Origin of the sequence: Nocardia sp. BMG111209 (genome assembly GCF_000381925.1) — a bacterium.
GTDB lineage: Bacteria > Actinomycetota > Actinomycetes > Mycobacteriales > Mycobacteriaceae > Nocardia.
Genome location: NZ_KB907307.1, coordinates 3,202,708 through 3,225,697 on the forward strand (window position 1 = coordinate 3,202,708; position 22,990 = coordinate 3,225,697).

The window sequence follows — 22,990 nt, forward strand, 5'->3', positions numbered from 1 at the left end:
TCCGGTGGAAGTCTACGTGGAATGCGAAGTGCTGGAGGTCCGCCTGCGGCTCGCACCGGCAACCGATGCGTCGCCACTGGAGACGCTGGTGCTCAGGGCCATCGATCCCGACCCGCACGGCGCCGGCCCGCAGGAACAACGTCGTGGCGTGGACACCTATCTGGAACTCGCCCAGATGTTCGGGCTGACCCCGCGGATGATGATCGACCTGCTCGGAGATCTGTGGCGGGCACAACGGGTCGGTATCGACTTCGGCGCGCAGCCGGAGCGGATCCGGTTGACCGAGAAAGCGCGTGCCGAACTCGGGCAACTGAGCGAACGGGATTTCCTGTCGAGCAGCAGCCGCTCCTCCGATACGCAGAAAATCCTGCTGGAGACGCTGACCGGCGCCGTCCTGCCGATCGGTGCGGCTCGGTGGCGGGCCCGGCACGCGGGTCTGAAGGTGCCACGAAGCAGCCTCGACAAACGTCCCCGGGATATCGAGCGCCACGAGTTGGCGGCCGCCGTGCAACGAAATCTGGAACGCATCGACGACCGCGCACCCTCCAGGGTGGCCGATGTCCACCTGGTACCCGATCCCCAGCGAACCGGTAATCCGATCCAATACTTCGCCCTCACCGTCAAAGCCGGTATCGACCATCGTGGCCGGTTGCTCGTCCAGGTCGAGGACCGCGCCCTGACCCGTACCGCGCAACGGGAGGCGACGGCGCGACTGCAGCAACTGATCGAGGACGACCCCACCCACAATTTCGTCAAGACCCTGCGCGGCCAGGCGACGCCTATTCACGAACCACTCGAACGAGTCGATCTCCAGCTCGCCGCGCTACAGCGCTCCATCGCCGGACTCGCCGCGACCGAACCGGCCCATCGTCAGAGCGAACACGACCGCGTAGCCGCGGCGGCGACCCTGCTCGGCATCGAGATCGCGGATATGGCGGCTCGCCAAACGCGGGTCGTCGCGATCCGCACCACGGACGAGCATCGGGCCGAAATCTGCGCGATGCTCGAATCGGCCCGGCAGCAGGTCGTATTCGTCGTTCCGTGGATTCGATACAACGGGCTCGCACCCTTTGTCGAGACGATCACCGCGGCCGTGGCGCGCGGCGTCCACATCGTCATCCTGTGGGGTATCGACCGGAACCGCGGCACGCTGGAGAACAACGTGCTCAACGCGCTCGACGGCATCGAACGTGCCGCACGCGCGAGCGGCGCCGGCGGAGCGCTGCACTACGACCGGGGCCTGCCCTCGCATGTCCACGCCAAGCTGGTGATCGCCGACGACCGGCGTTTCCTGGTCACCAGCAAGAACTTCTTCACCGCCAGCGAACTCGCCGAATTCGGTGTCGCCGCAACCGCTCTCGACGACACCCTCGCTCCGCTGGCGGCGGATGTGCTGCGCTGGGCACGGGACGCCACGCCCTCGCCGCAGGTCGCCGAGGCGATCGTCACCGATCATCGGATGTTCGGGAACCGCGCCCCGTATCCCGCGCCCGCCCTGTCGTTGCCCCGGGCCGACGCGACACTGCTCGCCGCCGCACCCGGATCCGCGGAACTGCGGGTGTGGGCGAGCGCATGGCAGACGACGGGCGAATATCTGGGAGACCTGCTCACCGGGCTGCTCCCGGTCGCGTCGCTGGTCACCGACGGACTGCACCGCACCCTCATGTGGGAGGCGCTGCGCAACGCCGCCGCCCGGGTGGTGATCTGCTCGGACCGGCTGTCTCCCGATATCGTGACCGACGACTTCATCGACGAGGTGAACCGTTGCGTCGCACGGGGTACCGATGTGACGATCGTCTACCGCCGATTCCCCGACACGGAGCAGGAACGCGGCCGGCACCAGGCCGGCATACTCGCGGATCTGGCGGGCAACCGCGGCACCGGGCGTGGCAGACTGCTGATCCGGTGCGACGAGGACAGCCACGCGAAGGTGCTGGTGACCGATGATCTCGTGGTCGTCGGCAGTTACAACTACCTCTCCTTCGAGGCCACCTACCGATCGGGTCGCCGGCGGCAGCGCAGCGAGGTGAGCCTCCAATTGTATTCGCCGACCATGGCTTTGGCGATTGCCGCGATGGTCGAAGACGGTACCCCGGGCATCCCGGCACCGGCGACCGAGCCGCACGCGCCGACGATCCCCGTGGACAGTCTGCGCGCCAACGAACTTCTCGTCGCCCTGGCCGCCGCGCCGAGATCGGCGGCGGGTGCGAAGCCCCCGGATTCGGCGGAGATCGCCACGCGGGTGCGCACCATCGCCTCGCTGTGCCGTTCGGGCACAACGGAATTCGCGATCGCGACGGTCCTGGCCGAGGCGGGCGCCGATCCGCGCACACTCGAACGCCTGTATGCGGCCGTCGTCTCCGAACTCGCGGTCGACGACATCTCGCACGACGGCTGGTGTATTCGCCTCGTGGACATCCTCTGGAGGCGTGGCAACTGGGTCGCCGCGCATGTCGTCCGCACGGCGATCGACTCCGAAACGGTGGTGCCACGCCGTAGTGTGACCGCGCTCGCCGCGGCTCATCGCAGCACCGGCTGTCCACCACTGCTCGCGGAGACCGCGCTGACCGAGGCGGCCACCCCTGCCGAGGTGACGGCCCTCTCGATCTGGGCCGCCGCGACCTATCTCGACACCGGCCACTCCGTCCTTCGCGACGGGGCCGAGTTGCTGCTCGAGATGGTCGCGCCCGCGGCACGCGCATTCATCGAGCTCGCCCTCGAATCCGTGGCGGCGATGGGGCTGCTGCCGCGACAGGCGCTGGCGGACCGTACCTCGGTCGAGGCGCGGCAGGCCGAGTCCGAGCGCGCGTGGCTCACGCTCGGCGAAGCGATCCGGGCTTTCCGGCAGGCCCAGCACAGTTGCGTCCAGGAGCGAATGACCAAGAGCTACCTGCTGGAGCCCGGCGGGCAGATCTCGATGCTCGAACTGCTCGCGGACTCGCGTGATCCGGTTGCGACGCGCGGCTGGCTCGCGGACAACGGCGGAGAACGCGGTCAGTGGCTGGACAAATCGACGCGCGAATCCGGCTCGCACCACCTGATCAACGGTCGCAGCCGCAGGGTGATGCTGACGAAGGTCGGCGACATCTTCCACGCCGCGGAGATCGCCACCGCCGCCGAGTTGCAGCCGGAGCCGGAGCAGGCGTTCACCGCGGCCTGGCTCGCCGCCGCTCCCCGGTTGCGCGACGCCGCACGAGCGGCCCGCGCGGAACTCTCGGCGGATATCGAGAACCACCTGGCCGCGGCTGCCCTCGACGATCTGCTCGACGTGGTCTCGCCCGCACCGGGCCCGGCACCGGGTGCCGTCCGGCCCGAATCATGGCGATACCCCGGTCTACTCGTCGCGGAGGTGTCCGAGTCGCCGACCCCGCGGCGGCGCGCTCGCGCCCTGGCCCTGGATCTCTATCGCGCGTGGACGCCGGACAGCGCGATCGCCTGGCTGATCGAGAGCGGCGAATTCTTCACCGCGGACGAGCTGATCGACCAGATCAGCACGTCGGCAACCGCGACCGAGACGAAGGCGCTGCGCGATCGGGTTGCCGCCGAACGGATTCGAGCAGTGGAGCGGGTTTCCGCGCGGTGTCGTGAACTTCTCGCCCGCTACGATCGCGCGGGCATTCCGGAGCCCGCGCTCCCGGACTTCCGGGAGGCGCTGGATCTTCGGGTTGCCGACACCGCGGCCCGGCTGGACGCGCTGGAGCACGCGCTCGGACAGGCGGAACGGGCCGCCGGCGAGGCGCTGAGCGCACGATTGCGGTTGCGCGCCACGGAGATTCCGGCCCTGCGCGCACGCCACATCACCGAACTGATCAGCGCCGGTGAGCTGCGGATCGCCCGCGACGTGCTGGACGGAACAGGCGACGGGCCGGTGGTCCCGCTGCATGTCACCGAACGGCAGTGGCGGTGGCCGAATCTGTCGCTGGACCAGGTGGTCGGCACCCTCACCCAGCCGCTCGTTCGCCGGCCCGGCACCGAGATCTTCGTGCCGGCCGCCGACGACACCGCGGCACGGCGATTCCTCGATGCACTGGCCGCGCTCGCCGCCGGAGCACCGGATGCCACCGCCGCATATGTCGGAGCTGTCCAAGGACTCATCGCCCGAGTCGATGTGGGGCCGGTCATCACCGAGACCGGCGGTCGCCGCTACGGCACGCTGATGTTGCCGGATCTGCCGCACCTGCCCCATCTGGCCTTCGTCGAGAGAACCGGGGTGCCGGTGGTCATCGGGTCTCCGCCGGGCGACGGCGGAGTCCGAATCTGCTTGTCGCTGCGGCTGTCCGAACCCGTACACCGTGGTAGCGGGGTCGCGGTCATCGATATCTCGAGTACCTTGTCGCTGCTGGCCGCGGGGGACGACGGCAAATCGCGGGACCGTTCGGACCGGGTGATCGCATTCCTGCGCACGATCTGTACCCAACTGGCCTTCGACGACGTGGTCGAGCCCGCCGCCCTGGCCTATGCGACCGTCGACGAACTCCGCCCCAGGCTGTGGTGGCTGCTCTATCTGCTGTCCGTGGCCCAGGCGCCGACCGTACTCGACGGACTGCTCGAGATCAGCGGCGGACATCCGGAACCCTTGTGGCAGATACTGCGCGACGAGATCGCGCGGGTTCACCATCACGGTGACCGATTCGGCCTCGAGCGAATTCGCGAGCACCTCGGCGAGATCGCGCTCGGGGCCGTCCGGCGCGATATCGACGATGATGCCGCGACCGCGACGCTGCTCGTGATGATCGCCTACCAGGTCTTCGACGAGCAGGGCATCCGTGACGGGGTCGTGGTCATCCTCCAGGAGCTGAACTCGCCGATCAGTGTCGATGCCGTCATCGATATCGACGCCGCGCTGGAACGGTTGCGGCACAGGAGATATCTGCGTCCCGGTGGGGCAGGCGATACCGCACCCGGGTCCTGCGGCTGTGGAATCGTCCGCTCGCTGGCCCGTTCGAACCCGATCGCATCGGCCGAACGCATCATCGCGCAGCTCGTCGCGGCGCACGACAACGATCGGCAGCGCCGGGCCAAGGACGCCATGCGGCGCCGTGCGGCGATCGGATACCTGCACGAACGGGGCCGGCCGGCGATCGGGGCCGTCGACGATGCCCGCTCCGATGTCGAGGTCAACCGGAGGTTGAACCTGGAGGACCGATGGTATTCGCCCACCGTCGTCGACGTCCATGCCGAGGCGGTGAAAGTATGTGCACGACTGGATGATTCGGCCACCCAGGTGGACATTCTGCTGAGCCCGGAATCGAGCCCGCCGGCCCGGGTGTTCCTGCCTCCGCTGGCCGTGGTGCTGCTCGTCGAGAATCTGGCGAAGAATGCCGCCGAGGCGGCGGCCGCGAACGCCTCTGCCGCAGAGGCCGATCGCGGGACCGTCTCGATCGGGATCGCCGTCGACGGCCGGAGCCGCCGGGTGGTCATCGATGTCGGCGACAGCGGGGACGGTGTCCCGGCCGCCGTGCGGGAGAGCCTGGAGCGTGGTGAGACACCCTTGTCCACCAAACACAGCGGCCACGGAGTAGGGCTCGCCGAGGTGCGGACGACCATCGAGGACCACGGCGGCGAACTGACCCTGCTGCCCGATCGAAGCCGTTGGGGCGGAGCCCACTTCAGGGCGACGCTACCCCTGTATCTGCGGGGGGCCGGGTAGGCCGTATCGCTTCGCGAACCGGTGCTGCGCCTCCCGGAGCGCGGCGAGGTCCTTCCGATAGGAGATCCGGTGCAGGTCGTCGTGCTGGAGCTCCATGACGGAGATGTCCCCCTCGCGACCCTGCTCGATCAGCCACTTCCGCGCGAAGGTCCGCATCCGCGGCAGGGTCTGCTGGATCCGGCCGATGGCCCGGGCGTCGACGCCCTCCCGATCGTCCTCGAACAGCGTCCGGATCTTCTGCACCACGACATGGAAATCGCTGGTCGCGCTGTCGTCGGACTTGGGTACCACGTCCTCGAGGTTGTACTTGGCGAGGAAGTCCACGTGGGTCATGTTCCGCGGTGGATCGAATGTCATGAGCACCACGGGAATTCGCACCCGGCTGCGGGAGATGGCGTCCGCGATGACCAGGCCGTCGCGGTCGTTGTAGGAGGCCGAGAGGTGCTGGTCCACCAGAACCGCGTCGAATCGTTCGTCCAGTCCGCCGCGATGCAACGGCCAGAACTCCTCGATATTCGTCACCAGCGTGCAATCGAATTCGCCGAGCAGGCTCATCAGCCGAGGCCCGACCCGGTCCTCGACGATGAGCAACCGGCGCCGCCGCAGCAGCGCACGCAGATCGATCAGTTTCGTTCTCGCCGTGTGCAATTCGTCCCAGATCGAGGTGGGCTCCAGGAATCTCGGCGGACCCGCGCGCCACAGTCGCAGGGCCTCGGTCACCGTCTCGATCGTGTGCTGCGCGCGCCCGGCGCGGGCGGCGGCCACGAGTTGCTGTCCGTCCACCCGATCCGGATCCAGGTTCAGTCGGTATCCTTGCCGTGCGTTACCGCGCGGGATGTCCAGCCCGCGATTGCGCAAGCGGGTGAGCCGGGCGTGCAGCGCGGGGATATCGTGCTCGTCTCGCCACAACTCCTGTACCGGAACACGATTCGGCGCTCGCATGGCCAGCAGCGCCAGCGTGCGGGCGTCCTCCTCGCCGTCGAGCGGGTCCGCCACGGCGTTCGGGCGGCGCAGGGTGACTGTGCCGTCGAGTATCTCGATCCGTACCGCGTCCACGCCGACTCCCCTGCCGAATCCGACGTGCCCCCGACATGGGGTCGGACGAATGTCCGGCAACTGTAAGTTTCTGCGTCCCACCTGCCTTCATTGTCGCACCAGAGTGGGAATCGGTCGGCGGAAACAGCAGGCCACATCCGATTCCGATTGTCAGGAGACACCTCGTGAACGCGTACACCACCCGCTCGGACGTCATCGGGCACTACACGGCTCTCGTCGGAGATATCGTCAACTCCACCGGGATCAAGGAGACCCAGCCGGAGCCCGCCTGGGTCACCGGAACCAAGTTCCTCTACGACACCGCCGAGAACAGCCTCGTCGACTCCGTCCGCGAGCACGTGTGGTGCAAGACGGTCGGGGACGCGATCATGTGGGTGTGCCCCGCCACGTACACGGCGGATCTGCTCAACAGCGCGATCGATCTGCTCGAGGCGATCAACGACGCGAACCGCGGCCAGGCGGGCGGCATCGGGACCATCGACTACAACATCACGATCGGCGTCGCCACCGGCTCGCTGGTCGAACTGGAATTCCGGGACGGCCGGCGCGACTACATCGGGCAGACGGCCGACAAAGCGTTCCGGCTGTCCGGGATCGCCACGCCCAACGCCCTGCTCGCCGACAGCGCGACCGTCGCCGCGGGCAATATGACCATCCTGCGCAGCCGGGTCGGCAGAGCCCTCGATCGGCCGGTGGAGGAATACCTGAGCGCGCGGGAATCGGCGCCGCTCAAGGGATTCGCCCACCGGGTGGATTACCACGAGATCCAGTGGGCCAAGCAGTTGTTCGGCGTGAAGTCGGGCAACCTCACCGAGGCCGCGACCCGGGGAGAACGGGTCGTGTCGCCGCCGCCGAAAACCGTGCCGGCGGCCGGGCAGGCGAGCGAGCAGCGCACCGGCAAGGTCAAGATGTGGAATGCGGATCGGGGCTTCGGGTTCGTCACCGACCCGGTGACCGACGAGGACTTCTACCTCTCGCCCCGCGCGCTCGTGTACGCCGATGATGCCGGTCTGATCGCGCGCCCGGGGGCCGAGGTGGTGTTCGTCGTCGCGCCACCGCTGTCGGAGGGAAAATCCCGCCGCGGCGTCTGCGTGCTCGTCGCCGGGCAGTCGGCCGAGGGCCGTATCAGCTACATCCACCCGACGAAGCCGTTCGGTTTCGTCGCGGTGGTCGATGATCACGGCGGCAAGGTCAGCCTGCACACCCCGCTCCCCGATGAGGCGCGGGCCCGGTTCACCGTGGGCGACGAGGTCGCCTTCGATGTCACAGTCTCCGCCCGGGGCGCGCAGGCGAGCAATCTCGAACCGGTCGACGAGGGCGACACCTCCGCGGCATAGCGATTCCGCCGGTCGCCCGGTTCCCGGCCGGGAACCGGGCGACCGGCCCGTTCGAGTTCGAGTTCGAGGAGAGAACATGACTTTCGGGATGAGCAGGCTCGGGCTGGACCGGGGCCGGGTAGGGATCGAACGACCGCCGGTGACCGCCCGGCCCGACCGGCACCCCGGTCCGGTCGCCGAGTCGATCTCGCCGTGGGAGGACGCCAAATTGGCGATGACCGAATTCGGCAACTGGATCAAGAACGCGGACACGAAGGTCGCCGTGCAGGCCGCCGCGCTGGGCGTCGTGATCACCGCCGCCGGCTCGAAGGCGGATCTCTTCCGTCGCGCGCTGTCGGACCCCGCCGCCGGCTGCCGGGCGATGCTCGTCGGCCCCTTGTTACTGCTGCTGGGCGCAATCGTCGCGACCGGGATGTACCTGTACCGGGCACTCGCACCGCGCACCGCGGCGACGGAGTGGAGCCGGTTCTCGTGGCCGAGCATCGCCGCGGCGGCACAGCCGCCCGAGGTGCTGGACCGCCGATCGACACTGCGCGAGGCGTGGTCGCAGAACTACGCACTGGCCAGGATCGCGGACGAGAAGTTCGCGGCCTGCCGAAATGCGTTGCGCTGCTTCGGGTTGACGCTGATTCTGTTCGCAGCCTGTATCGGCGTCGCCACCTGGCAGGCCTCGGGGTGAGGCCGGTGTCACCGGTCGTCGGCGCCCAGTAGGTGGCGGATGCGGGTGGTGATCAGGTCGGCGAGGTCGGTTGCGGGGAGGTCCTGGAGGCCGGTGGATACGCGCAGGAACGGTTCGAACAGTTGCCAGCCGAGGCCGAAGGCGGCGGCGTGGGCTACGGCGAGGGCGGCGGTGCGGTCGTCGGGGTGGTCGGCGCGGGTGCGGTCCAGGAGTTGTTGCATGACCGGGAAGCGTTGTTGCAACGTCTCCACGGGGTAGCCGTCGAGGATGCAGCGGGCCAGTACGCGCAGGTGGCGGGCGAATCGGGGGTCGGTGACCGAGAAGCCTTCGGCGGCGGCGAGGGTGCCGGATTCGGTGCCGAGGTGGTCCAGTACCCGGCCGACCAGTTCGTCCTTCGTGCCGAAGTGGCGGAACACCAGGCCGTGGTTCACTCCGGCGCGCTCGGCGATGTCGCGGATCGAGGTGGCCGTGGGGCCGCGCTCGGCGAACAGGTCCGCGGCGTGGGTCAGGACCGCGGCGGCCACGGCCTCGCGGCCGACGGGTCCCTCGCGCGGCGGGGCCGCTCGGCGTTCGGTCATCCGTCCACGCTAACGGAGGTCGTGCCGCCGCCGGCGCGGCGATGGCGGGCCGCACCGGGTGGTGGTCGGCGGGATCGGCGGCGATGCCGGGGCGGGTGCTGGAATCAGGGTGAATCCAATGCTCGGTGGCGGTGTTGTGGCTGTTCAGGGGGTCGGTCGGCGGCGGTGGGGGTGTTGTGGAGCTCGGGTGGGGTCGGCGGGGGTTAGCCTGTAGTCAGGCGACTACAGCTCTCACATCTGGAGGACATATGGCCGAGTCGGCGGTTGCGGAGCGGGCGGCGGGCGGGGTTGTCGAGGGGCCGCGGGCGGCGGCGTTGCCGGACTATCCCCCGCTGCTCACCGGGCCCTTCGCCCATCTCGCGGCGGAGCGGGATCGGCTCGCGGGACTGCGGTGGCAGCATTTCGACGCGCGGCAGGCGGGGGTGACCCTGGGTGCGGAGATCAGTGGGATCGATCTCGGCGCCGAACTCGCCGACGAGGTGATCGCCGAGTTGCGGCGGGCCTTGCACGACTACAAGGTGCTGTTCTTCCGGGAGCAGCCGGTGTCGCCGGAACGGCATCTGGCATTCGCGCGGCGATTCGGGGATCTGGAGATCCATCCGGCGCTCCGATCCAACAGTGAGCAACCGGAATTGGTGCGATTCGAGAAATCGGCGACGGTTTCCGGATACGAGAATTCCTGGCACCACGACGTCACCTGGCGGGAATTCCCTTCCATGGGTGCGATTCTGCACGCGATCTCGGTACCGCCGATCGGGGGTGACACGGTGTTCAGCGATATGTACGCCGCGTACGACAGTCTCGATCAGGAGACCCGCGACGAGATCGAGAATCTCGACGCGATCCACGATTTCCTGCAGGCGTTCCGGCATCTGGTGCCCGCGGATCAGCACGCGGAGATGCGGGCACGGTTCCCGGCGGTGCGGCATCCGGTGGTGTGCACACACGCCGCCACCGGGCGGCGGCATCTGTATGTGAATCGGGTGTTCGTGCAGCGTATCGAGGGGCCGGCGCCGGAGGCGTCGCGAGCGCTGATCGATCGGCTCGCCCGTACCGTCGACGCGCCGGAGCATCAGGTGCGGCTGAAGTGGGAGCCGGATACGGTCGCCTTCTGGGACAACCGGGCCGTACAGCACTACGCGGCAAGCGATTACTGGCCGCACACCCGGATCGTGGAGCGGGCCTCGATCGTCGGGCCGCGACCGGTGCGGTGAATCGCGTTCGGGCCGGTGGGATTCCGGTGCCGGACGGGATCGCTCAGCGGCCCGCGAGGCGCTCGATCACGGGGGCCAGGGTTTCCGGGGCGGAGCCGACGGGGGCCCAGAAGTAGTTGATGCCGAAGCGTTCCCGGACGCGGAGGAGTTTCTCGCAGACGGCGTCGAGGGTTCCGATCGCCGCCAGGGGGGCGGCGGCCAGGTCGGCGGGGGTGACGGTGAGGTCGGCGCCGGATCGGCGGAGCAGGCGCTGCAGGCGGTCCGCGGCGGTGGCGTAGCCGTGGTCGGGGTCGTCGGTCACGGTCACGGCGAGTAGCTGGGCGGCCAGTTCGATGTCCGGGAATCGCTGTCCGGCGGCGGCTTTCACCCAGGTGATGCGTTCGTCGTAGGCGTCGGGGCCGAAGGTCGCGGCGAGCGGGGCGCCGGGGGTGCGGGGTGCGCGGGGCACGATCTGGACGATGTCGGCGTGGCGGCCCGCGACCGACAGGAGTTTGCGGCCGCCACCGCCGATCATGATCGGCGGGCGGGGGCGCTGCAGTGGGCGGGGGGTGCCGGTGAGACCGGTGACGGTGAAGTGGTCGCCGGTGAAATCGACCGGGTCGGGGCCCAGGAGGCCGGCCACGATGGTCGTCACCTCCTCGAGTCGTTCGATGCGTACCGAATCCCGGTCGTAGCGCAGGCCGGCGTGGTCGTACTCCGCGCGCATCCAGCCGGCGCCGAGTCCCACCTCCAGGCGGCCGCCGGACAGGACGTCCAGTGTCGCAAGCTCTTTCGCGAGAACGGCCGGATGGCGGAAATCCTGATTGAGCACGGTCTGGGTGAGGCGGACGGTGTCGGTCGCGTCGGCGAGGGCCTGGAGGGCGAGCAGGGGTGCGAACGGGATCATGAAATGGTCGGCCATCGATATCGTGGCGTAGCCGAGGCTTTCGAGGTGCCGGCCCGCCGCACGCAGGGCGGCGGCGTCGTCCACCCGGCCCGGTCCGGTCCCGAATCTGATCGGACGCGGCGGTGTTGCGGCAGCGGGTGCCCGGCCGGCGAATTCCGGATCATCGGTCGCCATCGGCGTACTCCCTCGGGATGTGGGCGGGATTCCGGCGCAGCGGGATTCGCGCCGGGACCGGATCGGCCCGAACTGCTGAACGACTGTTAAGCATCGGCGTATAGTCGAGCGCGAGGCGGTCACGGTGCCGTGCGCATCCGCGGTGCCCGCGTGGCCGAGGCCGGTGCGCGCGGCCGGACCGGCGACCGCCGTCGGTTCGACAATGGAAGGCCCGCACGTGAGTACCGACGACGCCGTCTACTGGGACCCCTACGATCCGGTCCTGGCGCAGGATCCGCATCCGACCTTCGCCCGCCTCCGCGAGGAAGTGCCGATCTACTACAACGAGAAGCACGACTTCCATCTGATCAGCCGGTTCGACGATTGCGATCGGGCGCTGCACGATTGGCGGACCTTCCGATCCGGTCGCGGCAACATCCTCGAGCTGATCAAGTCGGGGATCGAACTGCCGCCGGGCACGCTGATCATGGAGGATCCGCCGAGTCACGACATCCATCGGAAGTTGCTGGCGCGCATGTTCACTCCGCGCCGGATCGCCGCGCTGGAGCCGCAGGTGCGCGAATATTGTTCCGCCGCACTGGATCCGCTGGTCGGTAGCGATCGCTTCGATCTGATGGCCGCGGTCGGGACCGATCTGCCGATGCGGGTGATCGGGATGCTGGTCGGCATTCCGGAGGCCGACCAGGTGGCCTTCCGGGAGGCGACCGATTCGGCGCTGCGCACCGAACCCGGTGAGAAGGCCGACTTCCGCGGCGGCGCGACGCTGAGCAACGAGTCGTTCAACGACTATCTGGACTGGCGCATCGAGCATCCGTCCGACGACATCATGACCGAACTGCTGCACGCCGAATTCGACGACGAGCACGGGGTGCGCCGCACCCTCACCCGGGACGAGATCGTCACCTATCTCACGGTCGTGGCGGGTGCGGGCAACGAGACCACCGGGCGGCTGATCGGCTGGATCGGCTCGATCCTGGCGAAGAATCCGGATCAGCGCCGGGAGCTGGCCGCCGATCCGCTGCTGATCCCGAACGCGGTCGAGGAGATTCTGCGGTTGGAGCCGGCCGGACCGGCGATCGGCCGTTATGTCGCCGCCGACACGGAATTCCACGGCACCGTGGTGCCGGCCGGCAGTGCGTTGCTCGTCCTGATCGCCGCCGCGAACCGGGATCCGCGCCGGGTTCCCGACGGCGACCGGTTCGACATCCATCGCGACATCCGGCATCAGCTGGCCTTCGGCTACGGGCTGCACTTCTGCCTCGGCGCGTCGCTGGCGCGGCTGGAGGGCCGGATCGCCATGGAGGAGTTGCTGAAACGATTCCCGGCCTGGGATGTCGACTGGGACAACGCGAAACTCGCCTCCACCTCCACCGTGCGCGGCTGGGAATCGTTGCCGCTCATCGTCGGCAGCAGCGTGCCGGTCGCCTGAACGGTCCCGCGGGGGCGGCACGAGCGCCGTCCCCGCGGATCGGTTCAGCCCAGGCGCGCGATCACCTGCGGCAGATCCACGGTGGTGCGGATGCCCGGCGGCGCCGCCACCACGGCCGCGACCGAGTTGACCGCGCGGTGGGCGGTGTAGCCCGGCGCGGTTTCGGCCATGCGCTCCAACGGGATCGGGAACCGCAGGTCGATGTCCAGCGGGGTGTCGCCCTCGAGCGCCACGTGCCAGCCGGTGTCGCGCAGATCCCAGGCCGGATCGACCTCCTTGGTGCAGTACCAGTTGGCGCGGAACCGCAGCACCGGCTCGCCGGCCCGTAGCGCGTCGATCGTGATCCGTTGCGCGGCAACGGTTCCGGCCGCCAGCGTGCCCGCCGCGATGGTGAGTTCGCCCGGGGTGACGGCATATTCGCCGAACGCCGTCACCGCATCGACCGGAATCCGCGTGGCGTCGGCGATCAATCGCAGCGACGGGCCGAAGGCCCCGGCCAGATGCGCGGCGCGCCGGTCGTCGAACGCCGTCGGCGGCTGCCCGAAACCCATCACGTTGAACAGCATGTCCGGCGAATCACGTTGCGACAGATCGGCGAATTCGTCGATGGTGAGCCGGTCCAGGCGGCGCTGGATCGACAGCAGCGCCAGCGGCAGCGCCTCGCTGATGAAGCCGGGGCTGGATCCGGTGCTGTACACCGAGGATCCGCCGGTGACACATGCCCGCTGCACCCGATCGCGCAACGCCGGATCCATCCCGGCGGGGCGATGGAACTCCCCGCAGGTGGTCACCACGTTCGCGCCGGATGCCAGCAGCGCGCACACCTCGTCGGCGCTGAAGCGCGCGGGCATGTAGAGCACCACATCCGCACCGAGAGAGGTGATCTCGGCGAGGTCGCCGGTCGCGAGCACACCCACCGGGCCGGCGCCGCAGAGTTCACCGGCGTCGCGGCCGGCCTTGTCGGGGCTGTACACGTAGAGCCCGGCCAGGTCCAGTTCCGGATGGTCGATCACCGCGCGCAGCGCGCGGGTGCCGATATTGCCGGTGGCCCACTGCACCACGCGAATGGTGTTGTCCGGAAGCGTCTTCGATTCCATATCGGACTCGTTCTCGTCGAGGGATCGGGATTATTTGAAGCGCACCAGGGCTTCCTGCGCGTACGAGGCGACCAGCGACCCGTCCTCGGTGAGCACGTCGCCGCGGCCGAAGGCCCGGCTGTGCGCCAGCAGCGGGCTGTGCTGCCGCAGCAGCAGCCACACGTCGCTGCGGAACGGCCGGTGGAACCACAGGCTGTGCGAGGTGACCGCGGAGGCGAACTTCTTCTGGCTGTCGGCCTGGGTGACGCCGTCGATGGGCCGCAGCGCGGTGCCGATCAGGTTGAGATCGGTGGCGAAGGCGGTGAGCGCGGGGGCCAGCGCCGGATCCACCTCGGGGGTGCGCATCCACAGCTCGTACTCCGGCGCACCCGCCGCGGGGTCGTCGAGCGAGGTGGTGGCGCGGGTCTCCCACGGGATCAGGCTGAATTCCACCTTGTGCTCGGCGCTGGGCAGCGCCGGGACGGCCGGCACGGTCTGCACGATCGGGCCCTCCTCGGCGGCGTGCAGCGAGATCGAGGCGGTCGCCACCACCCGATCGGTCTGCCGGGCCACGACCGACACGGTCGCGAACGCGCGCCCCGCGTGATGCGTGGTCACCTCGTACCGCACCGGCTCGCTGGTGTGGCCCTCCTTGGCGAACAGCGTCTGGATCGACTTGACCGACTTGTCCGGATGCACCGCGTTGGCGGCCTGCATGAACTGGCCGAGGATCTGGCCACCGTAGATCCGGTGGTAGTCCAGCGGCAGGTTCTGCCCCTCGAACACCGCGCTGCCGCCTTCGCTCGCCGATACCTGCCGCACCGCGAGGCTGGCGAGAAGATCACTCCACATGAGTCCGAGTGTAAGTGATGCTCTCTCGCTTTGAGAATACCGTTCTCACGAGAACGGGCCTCGGCACCCGGCCGAGCAGCCGAGGGCCGCCCCTACAGCTTGGCGAAGCCGTGCGCGCAGAAGTTCCAGACCTCGTCGGCGGTGATCGGATGCATGGTGGCATCGTCTGTGCCACCGGCGGATTGGGCCGTGAACATGACCGTCTGCATCGCCATCGCCGCCATCCGGCGCGGGTTGATCCCCTCGCGGAGCTCGCCGGCCTCGGAGGCCGCCTCCAGCAACTCCGCGAACAACGCGATCAGCGGCGCGTGCGCCACCTTCACCTCGGCGGGATGCGAAATCAGCAGCTGGGGAGCGAAATCGGTGAACAGCGGGCGGCTGGCGGTCGGATCCGGGCGGGACAGCTCGAACAGCAACTCGACGGCGACGCGGACCTGCTCGAGCGGGTCGGTCTGCCCGGCGGCGGCGGCGCGGATCTGGTCGGCGGAGCGGGCCAGCGCATCCTCGAACAGCGCCAGCAGCAGTTCGTGCTTACCGTCGAACTGCAGGTAGAAGCTGCGTAGCGACTGCCGAGAGCGGTCGACGACCTCCTGCACGGTGAAGTCGGTACTGCCCTTCTCGGTGATGATCGCCTGGGCGGCGTCGAGGAAGCGCTGAACACGCTGCTCGGCACGCAATTTGGCCGTCCGGATGGAGCGCTCGACGGCACGCTGCTTCCAGGCCGGCTCTTCGTTGGGAGTGCTCACCGGAGGACCAGTCCTCTGCCATGTGTGGAGAACATGAGTGCACTGTACCGGAGAGTAAGCGCGCATTGTGCACAACGTATGTGTGTCCCCGCCCATTTTCGAGACTATTACTTTCGTGATAAGAGAATGATATTCTCACTTTGGTGTGAAGGCACCATGGGCCAAGGAGGCAAACCGGGATGCTCTTCGAGTTCGACTCGGACCAACGGTTGTGGCAGGACACGGTGCGCGATGTGGTCGCGAAACAGTGCCCGCCGACACTGATCCGTGAGGTCGCCGACAAGGGTGGCGACAGCACGGCGCTGTGGCAGTCCTATGTGCGGCTCGGCTGGACCGAGCTCACCGATCCGAGTGCCGCCGTGGAGCTGGCCATCGTCCTGGAAGAACTGGGCCGGGCCACCGATCCCACTCCCTACCTCGCGACGATGAGCCAATTCGCCCCGCTGGCACCGGATTTCGCGGATCCGGCACAGTCCGGCACCGCCGTGTACGGCGGCGTCGCGGCCAATCTCGACGCCGGGGGCTGGGTGCTCACCGGCACCGCCCGCCACGTCCTCGACGGTGACCGGGCCGACCGCTTCGCCGTGGTCACCCCCGCCGGCGTCTTCGTGGTGCCCGCGAGCGAGGTGACCGCCACCCGCAGCCCGGTGTTCGATCCGGTCCTGCACGTCGCCGACGTCTCGTTCGCCGGGGTCCGGGTCGGGCACGAGGCCCGCGCCGACGTCGACGCCGAGCGCGCCCGCCACGTCGCGCTGACCGGGCTGGCGCTCACCACCGTCGGCGCCTGCCGGCGCATTCTCGACCTGGTCCTCGACCATGTGCGCAACCGGCAGCAGTTCGGGGTGGCGATCGGCTCGTTCCAGGCCGTCAAGCACAAGGCCGCCGATATGTACATCGCCGTCGAACGCGCCCGCGCGCTGGCCTACTACGCCGCGCTGACCATCGCCGAGGACGATCCGCGTCGCCGGGTCGCCGCCGCCATGGCCAAGGCGAGCGCCGGCGAATGCCAGTCGCTGGTGTTCCGGCACGGCATTCAGCTGTTCGGCGGAATGGGCTTCACCTGGGAGAACGACCTGCAGTTCGCGCTGAAGCGGGCCAAGGCCGGCGAGCTGATGCTCGGCGGCGCTGCCGAGCACCGCGCGCTGATCGCCGAGGAGTACCGTGCAACTGTCCTTTGACGCCGACGTCGAGGAATTCCGCGCCGAGTTCGTGGCCTTCCTCGAGGAGCATCTGCCCGACGCGGCGGAGACCACCGAGCGGGCCGGTTCCAGCGCCGACGTGCCGGAATGGGCCCGGCGCTGGCAGCGGCTGCTGTTCGACAACGGCTGGCTGCTGCCCGCCAATCCGCCGGAGTTCGGCGGCCGCAACGCCGGTGTGCTGCAGCAGTACGTGCACCTGGAGGAGCTGTCGAAGCGGCGGATCTACCACAGCTTCAACCCGCAGGGCCTGGGCATCATCGCCGCCTCGCTGCTGACCTTCGGCACCGACGAGCAGAAGCAGCGCTGGGCCGTGCCGATCCTGCGCGCGGAGATCACCGCGGCGCTGGGCATGAGCGAGCCGGGGGCGGGTTCGGATCTGGCCGGGCTACGCACCCGCGCGGTGCGCGACGGCGACCATTTCGTGGTGAACGGGCAGAAGGTGTGGACCTCCGGCGCGCACGACGCCGATGTGCTGCTGACCTTCGTGCGCACCGATCCGGACGCGCCCAAGCACAAGGGCATCAGCGTACTGCTGATCCCCACCGACACCCCCGGGGTCACCCGGCGGCCGTTCGCCTCGATCTGCGGGCCGCACGATCTGGACTTCAACGAGGTGTTCTTCGAGAACGCCCGGGTGCCGGCGGAGAATCTGCTCGGCCCGCTCAACGGCGGCTGGACCGTCGCCAACGGCTCGCTCGGGCACGAACGCACGCTGCTGTGGCTGAGTTTCGCGGATCGGCTGCAGGAACTCACCGAGGATTTCCGTCCGGAGTCGGTGTTCGACAAGGACAGTTACGCCACGCTGGCGATGGATCTGCAGGCGCTGCGGCTGCTCGGGTCGCAGGCGCTGTCGCGGGCCGCCCGCGGCGAACAGGACACCCAGTCGCTGTCGATCCTGAAGGTGCTCGGATCCGAGGCGGTGCAGTCCGCCGCCGAGCAGGCGCTGTACGCGCAGGGGGTGGACGGGCTGGTACATCCCGCCTTCACCGCCTCCTATCTGCCGATGAATCTGGACAACTTCTCGTGCAGTTGGTTCGAGCGGTACGCACGGAGTTTCGCCGGTACCATCGCCGGCGGTACCTCGGAGATCCAGCGCACGATCATCGCCGAGCGGGTGCTCGGGTTGCCTCGAGGCTGAAGAGAGGTCCCATGTCCTATATCGACTACGCGGTCGCCGACAAGATCGCGACCATCACGTTGAACCGGCCGGAGGCCGCCAACGCCCAGAATGCCGCGCTGCTGGACGAATTGGATGCCGCCTGGGTGCGCGCCGCCGACGATCCGGAGGTCGCGGTGATCGTGCTGCGGGCCGAGGGCAAGCACTTCTCCGCCGGACACGATCTGCGCGGCGGCGGTCCGGTTCCGGACAAGATCACGCTGGAGCTGATCGTCGCCAACGAGTCGCGGCGTTATCTGGAGTATTCGCTGCGCTGGCGCAACATCCCCAAACCCTCCATCGCGGCGGTCCAGGGCCGTTGTATCTCCGGTGGGCTGCTGCTGTGCTGGCCCTGCGACCTGATCATCGCCGCCGAGGACGCGCAATTCTCCGACCCGGTCGTGCTGATGGGTATCGGCGGCGTCGAATACCACGGCCACACCTGGGAACTCGGGCCCCGCAAGGCCAAGGAGATCCTGTTCACCGGACGCCCCGTCACCGCGCACGAGGCCGAACAGGTCGGCATGGTCAACAAGGTCGTCGCCCGCGACCAACTCGACGCCGAAGCCCGGTCGTGGGCCGAGCAGATCGCCAAGATGCCCGCCTTCGGGCTGCGCCAGGCCAAACGCGCGGTCAACCAGACCCTCGACATCCAGGGCTTCTACGCCGCCATCCAGTCGGTGTTCGACATCCACCAGACCGGCCACGGCAACGCACTCAGCGTCAGCGGATGGCCCGTACTCGCGCGACTCGACGATATGAAGGCCAATATCCGGTAAATCGTACGAAAAGGCCCGTGCAGCGCGCGCGTGACGGATATGGTGTGGACCGTCACAGCGCGCGACCGCACACCATCCGCGCTTCCGACCTCCGCCCGAGGCCGTGCCCGAGCACCGACATCGCCGGGTCGATCCCTCGCGCGAGGAATCAGTAACCAACAAAATCGGCGCCCGGATGTTCCGTGCGCCGGAGAGGAATCGCCATGCGCGCTCCCATCATCCGCCACACCATGACCGCGATCGCGTGTCTGGCCGTCGCGACGGCGGCGCTGTCCGGCTGCTCCGACGACAAGTCCAGCAGCAGCTCGACCACCTCGTCGGCCGCCGCCACCAGCGCCGCCGCGGGCTCCTCGGCGTCCGCCTCCGCGGGCACCGCCGCCGACCCGGCGACCACGAAGGCCATCACGGATGCCTTCACCGGCTTCTTCCTGGGCACCGCTCCGGCCCCGCAGCGTGCCGCCCTCGTCGAGAAGGGCGATCAGTTCGCGCCCGTGCTCGCCGCACAGGCCGGCAACCCGCAGTCGCAGGGCACCAGCGCTTCGGTCTCGGCGGTGACCCTGAAGGATCCGACGCATGCCGACGTCAAGTACACGCTGCTGATCGGCGGCAGCCCGGTGCTGCCGGATCAGACCGGTCAGGCCATCAAGGACGGCGACAGCTGGAAGGTCGCCGCCACCACCTTCTGTGCTCTGCTCGCGTTGCAGGGCGGCGGCGCCGCGGTTCCGGCCTGCAGCTAGTCGCTGCGGGAAACTCCGGGGCAACGACGCCCGTACCCGGTCCGGCGATCCCGGACCAGGGGTATTCCGATGATCGCGGCCGCCGCAACGACCAGTTGTGGCGGCCCGCTTCGTTTCTCGATCAGCCGGCGAGCGCGCCGAGCACCTTGTCCGCCAGTTCGGGGCGGCAGATCAGCAGATCCGGCAGGTACGGGTCGGGACGGTTGTAGCGCAGCGGGGAACCGTCGATGCGGGAGACGTGCAGCCCGGCGGCCGCCGCCACCGCGACCGGCGCGCAGGAATCCCATTCGTACTGACCGCCGGAGTGCGCGTACACATCGGCGTCACCGCGCACCACGGCCATCGCCTTGGCGCCCGCCGAACCCATCGGCACCGTGGCCGCCGACAGCCGCGCGACCAGCTCCCGCACCTCCCAGGAGGCCCGGCTGCGCGACACCGCCACCCGGATCGGGCCCTCGGGCCGCGGCGGGACCACCGGCGGCTCGCCGGTGTGCAGCACGATGCCCGCGGCGGGCAGGCCCACCGCGCCGATCGTGGCGATCCCGTGCACCGCCAGCGCCACGTGCACCGCCCAGTCCGGCCGCGGCGGTTCGCCGTACTCCCGGGTGCCGTCGAGCGGATCGACGATCCACACCCGATCCCGTTGCAGCCGAACGGGATCGTCGGTGCTCTCCTCCGACAGCACGGCATCGTCCGGGCGCAGCTCGGCCAGCCGGGCGAGCAGCAGATCGTTCGATTTCCGGTCGCCGGCGGCGCCGCCCTCGTCGCGGATGGCGAGGAGCAGTTCGCCCGCCTCCGCGGCCAGGGTCGCGGCCACGGTGTGATCGTTCATACCCTCCACTGTCGCACGTCCGATCGTCGGCGCCCATCCGGGTCGATCACCGCCGCCGATGCCACTCATGCCGGGAGTCCCTCGACCTTGTCGCGCATGCTGGAGCGCTCGAGCATGCCGTAGGTGTCCTCGCCGTCCCAGGTGTAGCGGACGGCGGTCTGCTGCAGGGCCGGGAAGTTGCCGCGATCGGTGAGATCGTGTGTGGCCAAGAGGGTTTCGCCGCCGATGCGCACCCGGCCCAGCTGTTCGGACTCCAGCACCAGCGAGACGTCCTCGCCGGTGGGGACGACGCGCGACAGCCACGGCGCCTGGACCACCCGCGCGGGGATCAGGTCGCCGTCGCCGGTGAAGAGATAGCCCTCGTTGAAGGTGGGCCGTCCGTCGGCGCGCGGCGGATAGGCGATGTAGCCGAACGCTTTTCCGCTCGGGAACACCGCCGACTGCCAGCAGTGGCCCCAGAATTCGGTGAGCTGCCGCACGCCCTGGCGGCGGATGCGCAGGCCGCCGCCGGTGAAGTCGTGCTCCTCGCCGCGGACCCGGACCACGCCGCGGGCCCGGAACAGCTGCTCGTAGCGGGGGCCGCCCATCAGATCGCCCTCCACCGAACCGTCGAGCAGCGCCTTCGCCTCGGGCAGCAGCGAGCCCTGGATCCACGGCGGCACCGCCATCGTGGCCTCGACCTCGAATTCCAGATCCACCCGCGGGCCGTCCACCGCGGCGCGGGTCAGTGCGGCCGTGGAGGTTTCGACGGCGGCGCCGCGGAAGGTCGCGGTCCAGGTGCGGAACGGTTCCGCACATCGGAACGCCAGCGGGCCCGCGCCGAGTACGGCGGGCCGGCCGCTGCCGTCGAGGACCGGATGCGCCTTACCGGGCTCGCGCAGCCGGTAGGCGCGGCCGTCGGCGAGGGTCAGGTTCAGCTGGTGATCGCGGTCGTCCCATTGCGCCGCAACGGCTTCGATGCCGATGCGGGGCAGCGCCACCGCGCCGCGATCGTCGAAGATCCACATGCTGACCGAATCCCGCATCTCTGGATTCTCCGGCCGCTGCGCGAAGATGTTCTCGCGGTCGGCGGGGATGCCGCCGGTCAGGTCGATGGTCATGGGTCGATCACTCCTTGTCGGTGGGGGCCGTCCACGCCGCCGCGCGGGCGACGTAATCGGCGAACAGCGGCCGGACCTCGTCGAAGTCCAGGCCGAAGGCGGTGGGGTCGGGATGGACGTTGGCCTCGCGGTTCTCGGCGTTCTCGTGCCACCAGTGCCGCATGCCGGCGGCGAACTCGTCGGTGATCGGCTCACCCAGCCAGGCGTACAGGCGGGTGATCTCGCCGATCGGATCCCGTTGCATCGCACGGAAATCGATGTCGTGGAAGCGGTCGTCGCCGGCCCGGTCGCGGAAGGCCAGGCCGCGGCGGATGCCGAGGGTCCAGTGCTCCAGGTTCAGCGCCGCCATGTACGCGGGGTCGACGTCGTCGCTGTAGACGCTCGCGATGGTCACGTACAGATCGGCCGCCGAGACCATGACCTCGGTCGGATCACGATGCGTCTGAACGAATTTCGCGTCCGGGAAGACCTCGTCGAGCTGATCCAGGAACAGCAGGTGGGTGGGGCACTTCAGCCGCCACGGCTGCGCGGGCAGGCCCCACTGCAGCAGTTTCAGCACGCGCAGTTCGTACCGGTAGGTGGAGGTGAGGTCGGCCTCGTGCGCGAACCAGTGCGAGTACGAGGGGATCCGAGCGAAGGCCTGGTAGTAGTGCGACTTGAAGTCCAGGGCCATGAGGTCGTGGCATTCGGCCGGGCCGTCGCCGGTGGTACTGGAGGGCACCAGCTTTCGCCGGCGCGGCGACTGCCGATCGCGTTCCTCGCCCTCCGCGGCGGTCAGGCCGAGGCGGGGGTCGGCGCCGGAGACGGTCGACGGCGGCGGGCACGGGTGCCCGGCCTGCCACTGCCGCAGCGAACGGGCATTCGGGTCGGCGCCCAGCAGCTGCGACAGCGCGGTCGATCCGGTGCGCGGCAGGCCCAGGCCGATCAGCGCGGTGATCGACTCGTCCTCGATCTCGGGATGCCGCCGGTACCAGTCCTCGACCTGCAACCGCTGGGAGAGCTGTTCCAGCAGCATCCGGTGCAGGAACGCGGTGCCGGTCGCGTTGAGTTTCGCCTCGGTGCGCAGGGCGCGCAGCAGTCGCTCGAGCCCTTCCCGGTAGGAGTCGTCGCCGAAGTCGTCGAGGCCGGTCCGGGAGCGGGCCTCGGTCAGCAGATCGTCGTGGATCGCCATCTGAACATCTCTCATCGATCGGCGGCAGCCGCCCGGCCGTCGTGGCGCCCCGTCCGGCCGCTGCTGCCGCGGGTGGTGCGTGGTTGCCGTGCACCGGATCCGCGTGGTCACCGCCCGGGTCCGGGATCTCCGGCGAGCGGCACGCTCCCGCCCCCGCCGGGTCGTCCGGTGGAGCGGGCGAGCGGCGGATGGCCGGTAGCATTCGCGGGACCGGCCGAGTGTCGGTCCCGGCTGAATTCGCGACAGTATCATGACATGAATATGTCCCCGCGCACAGGAGATTCGCCCGATCGACGCAAACCACCGCTCCCCCGCACCCGAGGGGAACGAAACCGGCCC

18 protein-coding genes are annotated in these 22,990 nt (G+C 69.2%); 9 read left to right on the forward strand and 9 right to left on the reverse strand.

Features of this window, described 5'->3' with window-relative positions; all coding sequences use genetic code 11:
• Positions 1 to 4 precede the first annotated feature (4 nt).
• Complete coding sequence (locus G361_RS0114640) at positions 5 to 5,650, forward strand: ATP-binding protein (protein WP_196814481.1); 5,646 nt, start codon at positions 5 to 7, stop codon at positions 5,648 to 5,650.
• Here G361_RS0114640 and G361_RS0114645 read toward each other — a convergent pair.
• The gene (locus G361_RS0114645) at positions 5,621 to 6,706 is read right to left on the reverse strand and encodes a hypothetical protein (RefSeq protein WP_019927835.1); all 1,086 of its coding nucleotides are present in this window, start codon (positions 6,704 to 6,706) and stop codon (positions 5,621 to 5,623) included. The two genes, G361_RS0114640 and G361_RS0114645, sit on opposite strands and share 30 nt — an antisense overlap.
• Before the next feature lie 164 nt (positions 6,707 to 6,870).
• On the opposite strand from G361_RS0114645, the gene G361_RS46965 reads away from it, so the two are divergent.
• Positions 6,871 to 8,043 carry a hypothetical protein gene (locus G361_RS46965; protein WP_019927836.1) on the forward strand — a complete coding sequence of 391 codons (1,173 nt, stop codon included), beginning with the start codon at positions 6,871 to 6,873 and terminating at the stop codon, positions 8,041 to 8,043.
• Between the two features lie 76 nt (positions 8,044 to 8,119).
• Entirely contained in the window at positions 8,120 to 8,722 is a 603-nt protein-coding gene (locus G361_RS0114655; protein WP_155981455.1) for a hypothetical protein, read from the forward strand.
• 8 nt (positions 8,723 to 8,730) lie between these two features.
• Here the strand turns inward: G361_RS0114655 and G361_RS0114660 are convergent, their stop codons facing one another.
• Complete coding sequence (locus tag G361_RS0114660) at positions 8,731 to 9,300, reverse strand: helix-turn-helix domain-containing protein (RefSeq protein WP_019927838.1); 570 nt, start codon at positions 9,298 to 9,300, stop codon at positions 8,731 to 8,733.
• Between the two features lie 248 nt (positions 9,301 to 9,548).
• Between G361_RS0114660 and G361_RS0114665 the strand changes: the two genes are divergently transcribed.
• The gene (locus G361_RS0114665) at positions 9,549 to 10,514 is read left to right on the forward strand and encodes a TauD/TfdA family dioxygenase (RefSeq protein ID WP_019927839.1); all 966 of its coding nucleotides are present in this window, start codon (positions 9,549 to 9,551) and stop codon (positions 10,512 to 10,514) included.
• A 43-nt stretch (positions 10,515 to 10,557) separates the two neighbouring features.
• On the opposite strand, the gene G361_RS0114670 is transcribed toward G361_RS0114665, so the two are convergent.
• On the reverse strand, positions 10,558 to 11,574 hold the full coding sequence (locus G361_RS0114670; protein WP_019927840.1) for a TIGR03621 family F420-dependent LLM class oxidoreductase: 1,017 nt from the start codon (positions 11,572 to 11,574) through the stop codon (positions 10,558 to 10,560).
• 202 nt (positions 11,575 to 11,776) lie between these two features.
• Here G361_RS0114670 and G361_RS0114675 point away from each other — a divergent pair, with 202 nt between their 5' ends.
• On the forward strand, positions 11,777 to 13,003 hold the full coding sequence (locus G361_RS0114675) for a cytochrome P450 (protein ID WP_036494121.1): 1,227 nt from the start codon (positions 11,777 to 11,779) through the stop codon (positions 13,001 to 13,003).
• 44 nt (positions 13,004 to 13,047) lie between these two features.
• On the opposite strand, the gene G361_RS0114680 is transcribed toward G361_RS0114675, so the two are convergent.
• The 3 genes from G361_RS0114680 to G361_RS0114690 form a co-directional block, all read right to left on the reverse strand.
• Positions 13,048 to 14,100: a hypothetical protein gene (locus tag G361_RS0114680; protein WP_019927842.1), complete on the reverse strand. Its 1,053-nt coding sequence runs from the start codon at positions 14,098 to 14,100 to the stop codon at positions 13,048 to 13,050.
• Between the two features lie 30 nt (positions 14,101 to 14,130).
• Positions 14,131 to 14,931, reverse strand: a complete 801-nt coding sequence (locus G361_RS0114685; protein ID WP_019927843.1) for an acyl-CoA thioesterase II — start codon at positions 14,929 to 14,931, stop codon at positions 14,131 to 14,133.
• Positions 14,932 to 15,023: 92 nt separating this feature from the next.
• Entirely contained in the window at positions 15,024 to 15,677 is a 654-nt protein-coding gene (locus G361_RS0114690; protein ID WP_019927844.1) for a TetR/AcrR family transcriptional regulator, read from the reverse strand.
• A 179-nt stretch (positions 15,678 to 15,856) separates the two neighbouring features.
• Between G361_RS0114690 and G361_RS0114695 the strand changes: the two genes are divergently transcribed.
• The 4 genes from G361_RS0114695 to G361_RS0114710 all read left to right on the forward strand — a co-directional run bounded on the left by G361_RS0114695 (position 15,857) and on the right by G361_RS0114710 (position 19,548).
• On the forward strand, positions 15,857 to 16,855 hold the full coding sequence (locus G361_RS0114695; RefSeq protein WP_019927845.1) for an acyl-CoA dehydrogenase family protein: 999 nt from the start codon (positions 15,857 to 15,859) through the stop codon (positions 16,853 to 16,855).
• A complete protein-coding gene (locus tag G361_RS0114700) occupies positions 16,839 to 18,014 on the forward strand; it encodes an acyl-CoA dehydrogenase family protein (RefSeq protein WP_019927846.1) in 1,176 nt (391 codons plus the stop codon). The genes G361_RS0114695 and G361_RS0114700 overlap by 17 nt, the downstream gene beginning before the upstream one ends.
• 11 nt (positions 18,015 to 18,025) lie before the next feature.
• A complete protein-coding gene (locus tag G361_RS0114705) occupies positions 18,026 to 18,811 on the forward strand; it encodes an enoyl-CoA hydratase (protein ID WP_019927847.1) in 786 nt (261 codons plus the stop codon).
• Between the two features lie 203 nt (positions 18,812 to 19,014).
• Entirely contained in the window at positions 19,015 to 19,548 is a 534-nt protein-coding gene (locus G361_RS0114710; RefSeq protein WP_019927848.1) for a hypothetical protein, read from the forward strand.
• Between the two features lie 121 nt (positions 19,549 to 19,669).
• Here G361_RS0114710 and G361_RS0114715 read toward each other — a convergent pair whose 3' ends face one another.
• From G361_RS0114715 to G361_RS0114725, 3 genes are all read right to left on the reverse strand, one after another.
• Positions 19,670 to 20,380, reverse strand: coding sequence for a 3'(2'),5'-bisphosphate nucleotidase CysQ (locus tag G361_RS0114715; RefSeq protein WP_019927849.1), 711 nt, complete (start codon positions 20,378 to 20,380; stop codon positions 19,670 to 19,672).
• A 65-nt stretch (positions 20,381 to 20,445) separates the two neighbouring features.
• Entirely contained in the window at positions 20,446 to 21,480 is a 1,035-nt protein-coding gene (locus G361_RS0114720; RefSeq protein WP_019927850.1) for a hypothetical protein, read from the reverse strand.
• 7 nt (positions 21,481 to 21,487) lie between these two features.
• Positions 21,488 to 22,651, reverse strand: coding sequence for a sulfotransferase (locus G361_RS0114725; RefSeq protein WP_019927851.1), 1,164 nt, complete (start codon positions 22,649 to 22,651; stop codon positions 21,488 to 21,490).
• Positions 22,652 to 22,990: the final 339 nt, after the last annotated feature.

Bases quoted from the DNA above. Each gene is read 5' to 3' on its own strand.
- G361_RS0114695 (WP_019927845.1), top strand. From the start codon at position 15,857: ATGCTCTTCGAGTTCGACTCGGACCAACGGTTGTGGCAGGACACGGTG.
- G361_RS0114665 (WP_019927839.1), top strand. From the start codon at position 9,549: ATGGCCGAGTCGGCGGTTGCGGAGCGGGCGGCGGGCGGGGTTGTCGAG.
- G361_RS0114655 (WP_155981455.1), top strand. From the start codon at position 8,120: ATGACTTTCGGGATGAGCAGGCTCGGGCTGGACCGGGGCCGGGTAGGG.
- G361_RS0114675 (WP_036494121.1), top strand. From the start codon at position 11,777: ATGGAAGGCCCGCACGTGAGTACCGACGACGCCGTCTACTGGGACCCC.
- G361_RS0114680 (WP_019927842.1), bottom strand. From the start codon at position 14,100: ATGGAATCGAAGACGCTTCCGGACAACACCATTCGCGTGGTGCAGTGG.
- G361_RS0114720 (WP_019927850.1), bottom strand. From the start codon at position 21,480: ATGACCATCGACCTGACCGGCGGCATCCCCGCCGACCGCGAGAACATC.
- G361_RS0114715 (WP_019927849.1), bottom strand. From the start codon at position 20,380: ATGAACGATCACACCGTGGCCGCGACCCTGGCCGCGGAGGCGGGCGAA.
- G361_RS0114710 (WP_019927848.1), top strand. From the start codon at position 19,015: ATGCGCGCTCCCATCATCCGCCACACCATGACCGCGATCGCGTGTCTG.
- G361_RS0114725 (WP_019927851.1), bottom strand. From the start codon at position 22,651: ATGGCGATCCACGACGATCTGCTGACCGAGGCCCGCTCCCGGACCGGC.
- G361_RS0114670 (WP_019927840.1), bottom strand. From the start codon at position 11,574: ATGGCGACCGATGATCCGGAATTCGCCGGCCGGGCACCCGCTGCCGCA.
- G361_RS0114660 (WP_019927838.1), bottom strand. From the start codon at position 9,300: ATGACCGAACGCCGAGCGGCCCCGCCGCGCGAGGGACCCGTCGGCCGC.
- G361_RS0114685 (WP_019927843.1), bottom strand. From the start codon at position 14,931: ATGTGGAGTGATCTTCTCGCCAGCCTCGCGGTGCGGCAGGTATCGGCG.
- G361_RS0114705 (WP_019927847.1), top strand. From the start codon at position 18,026: ATGTCCTATATCGACTACGCGGTCGCCGACAAGATCGCGACCATCACG.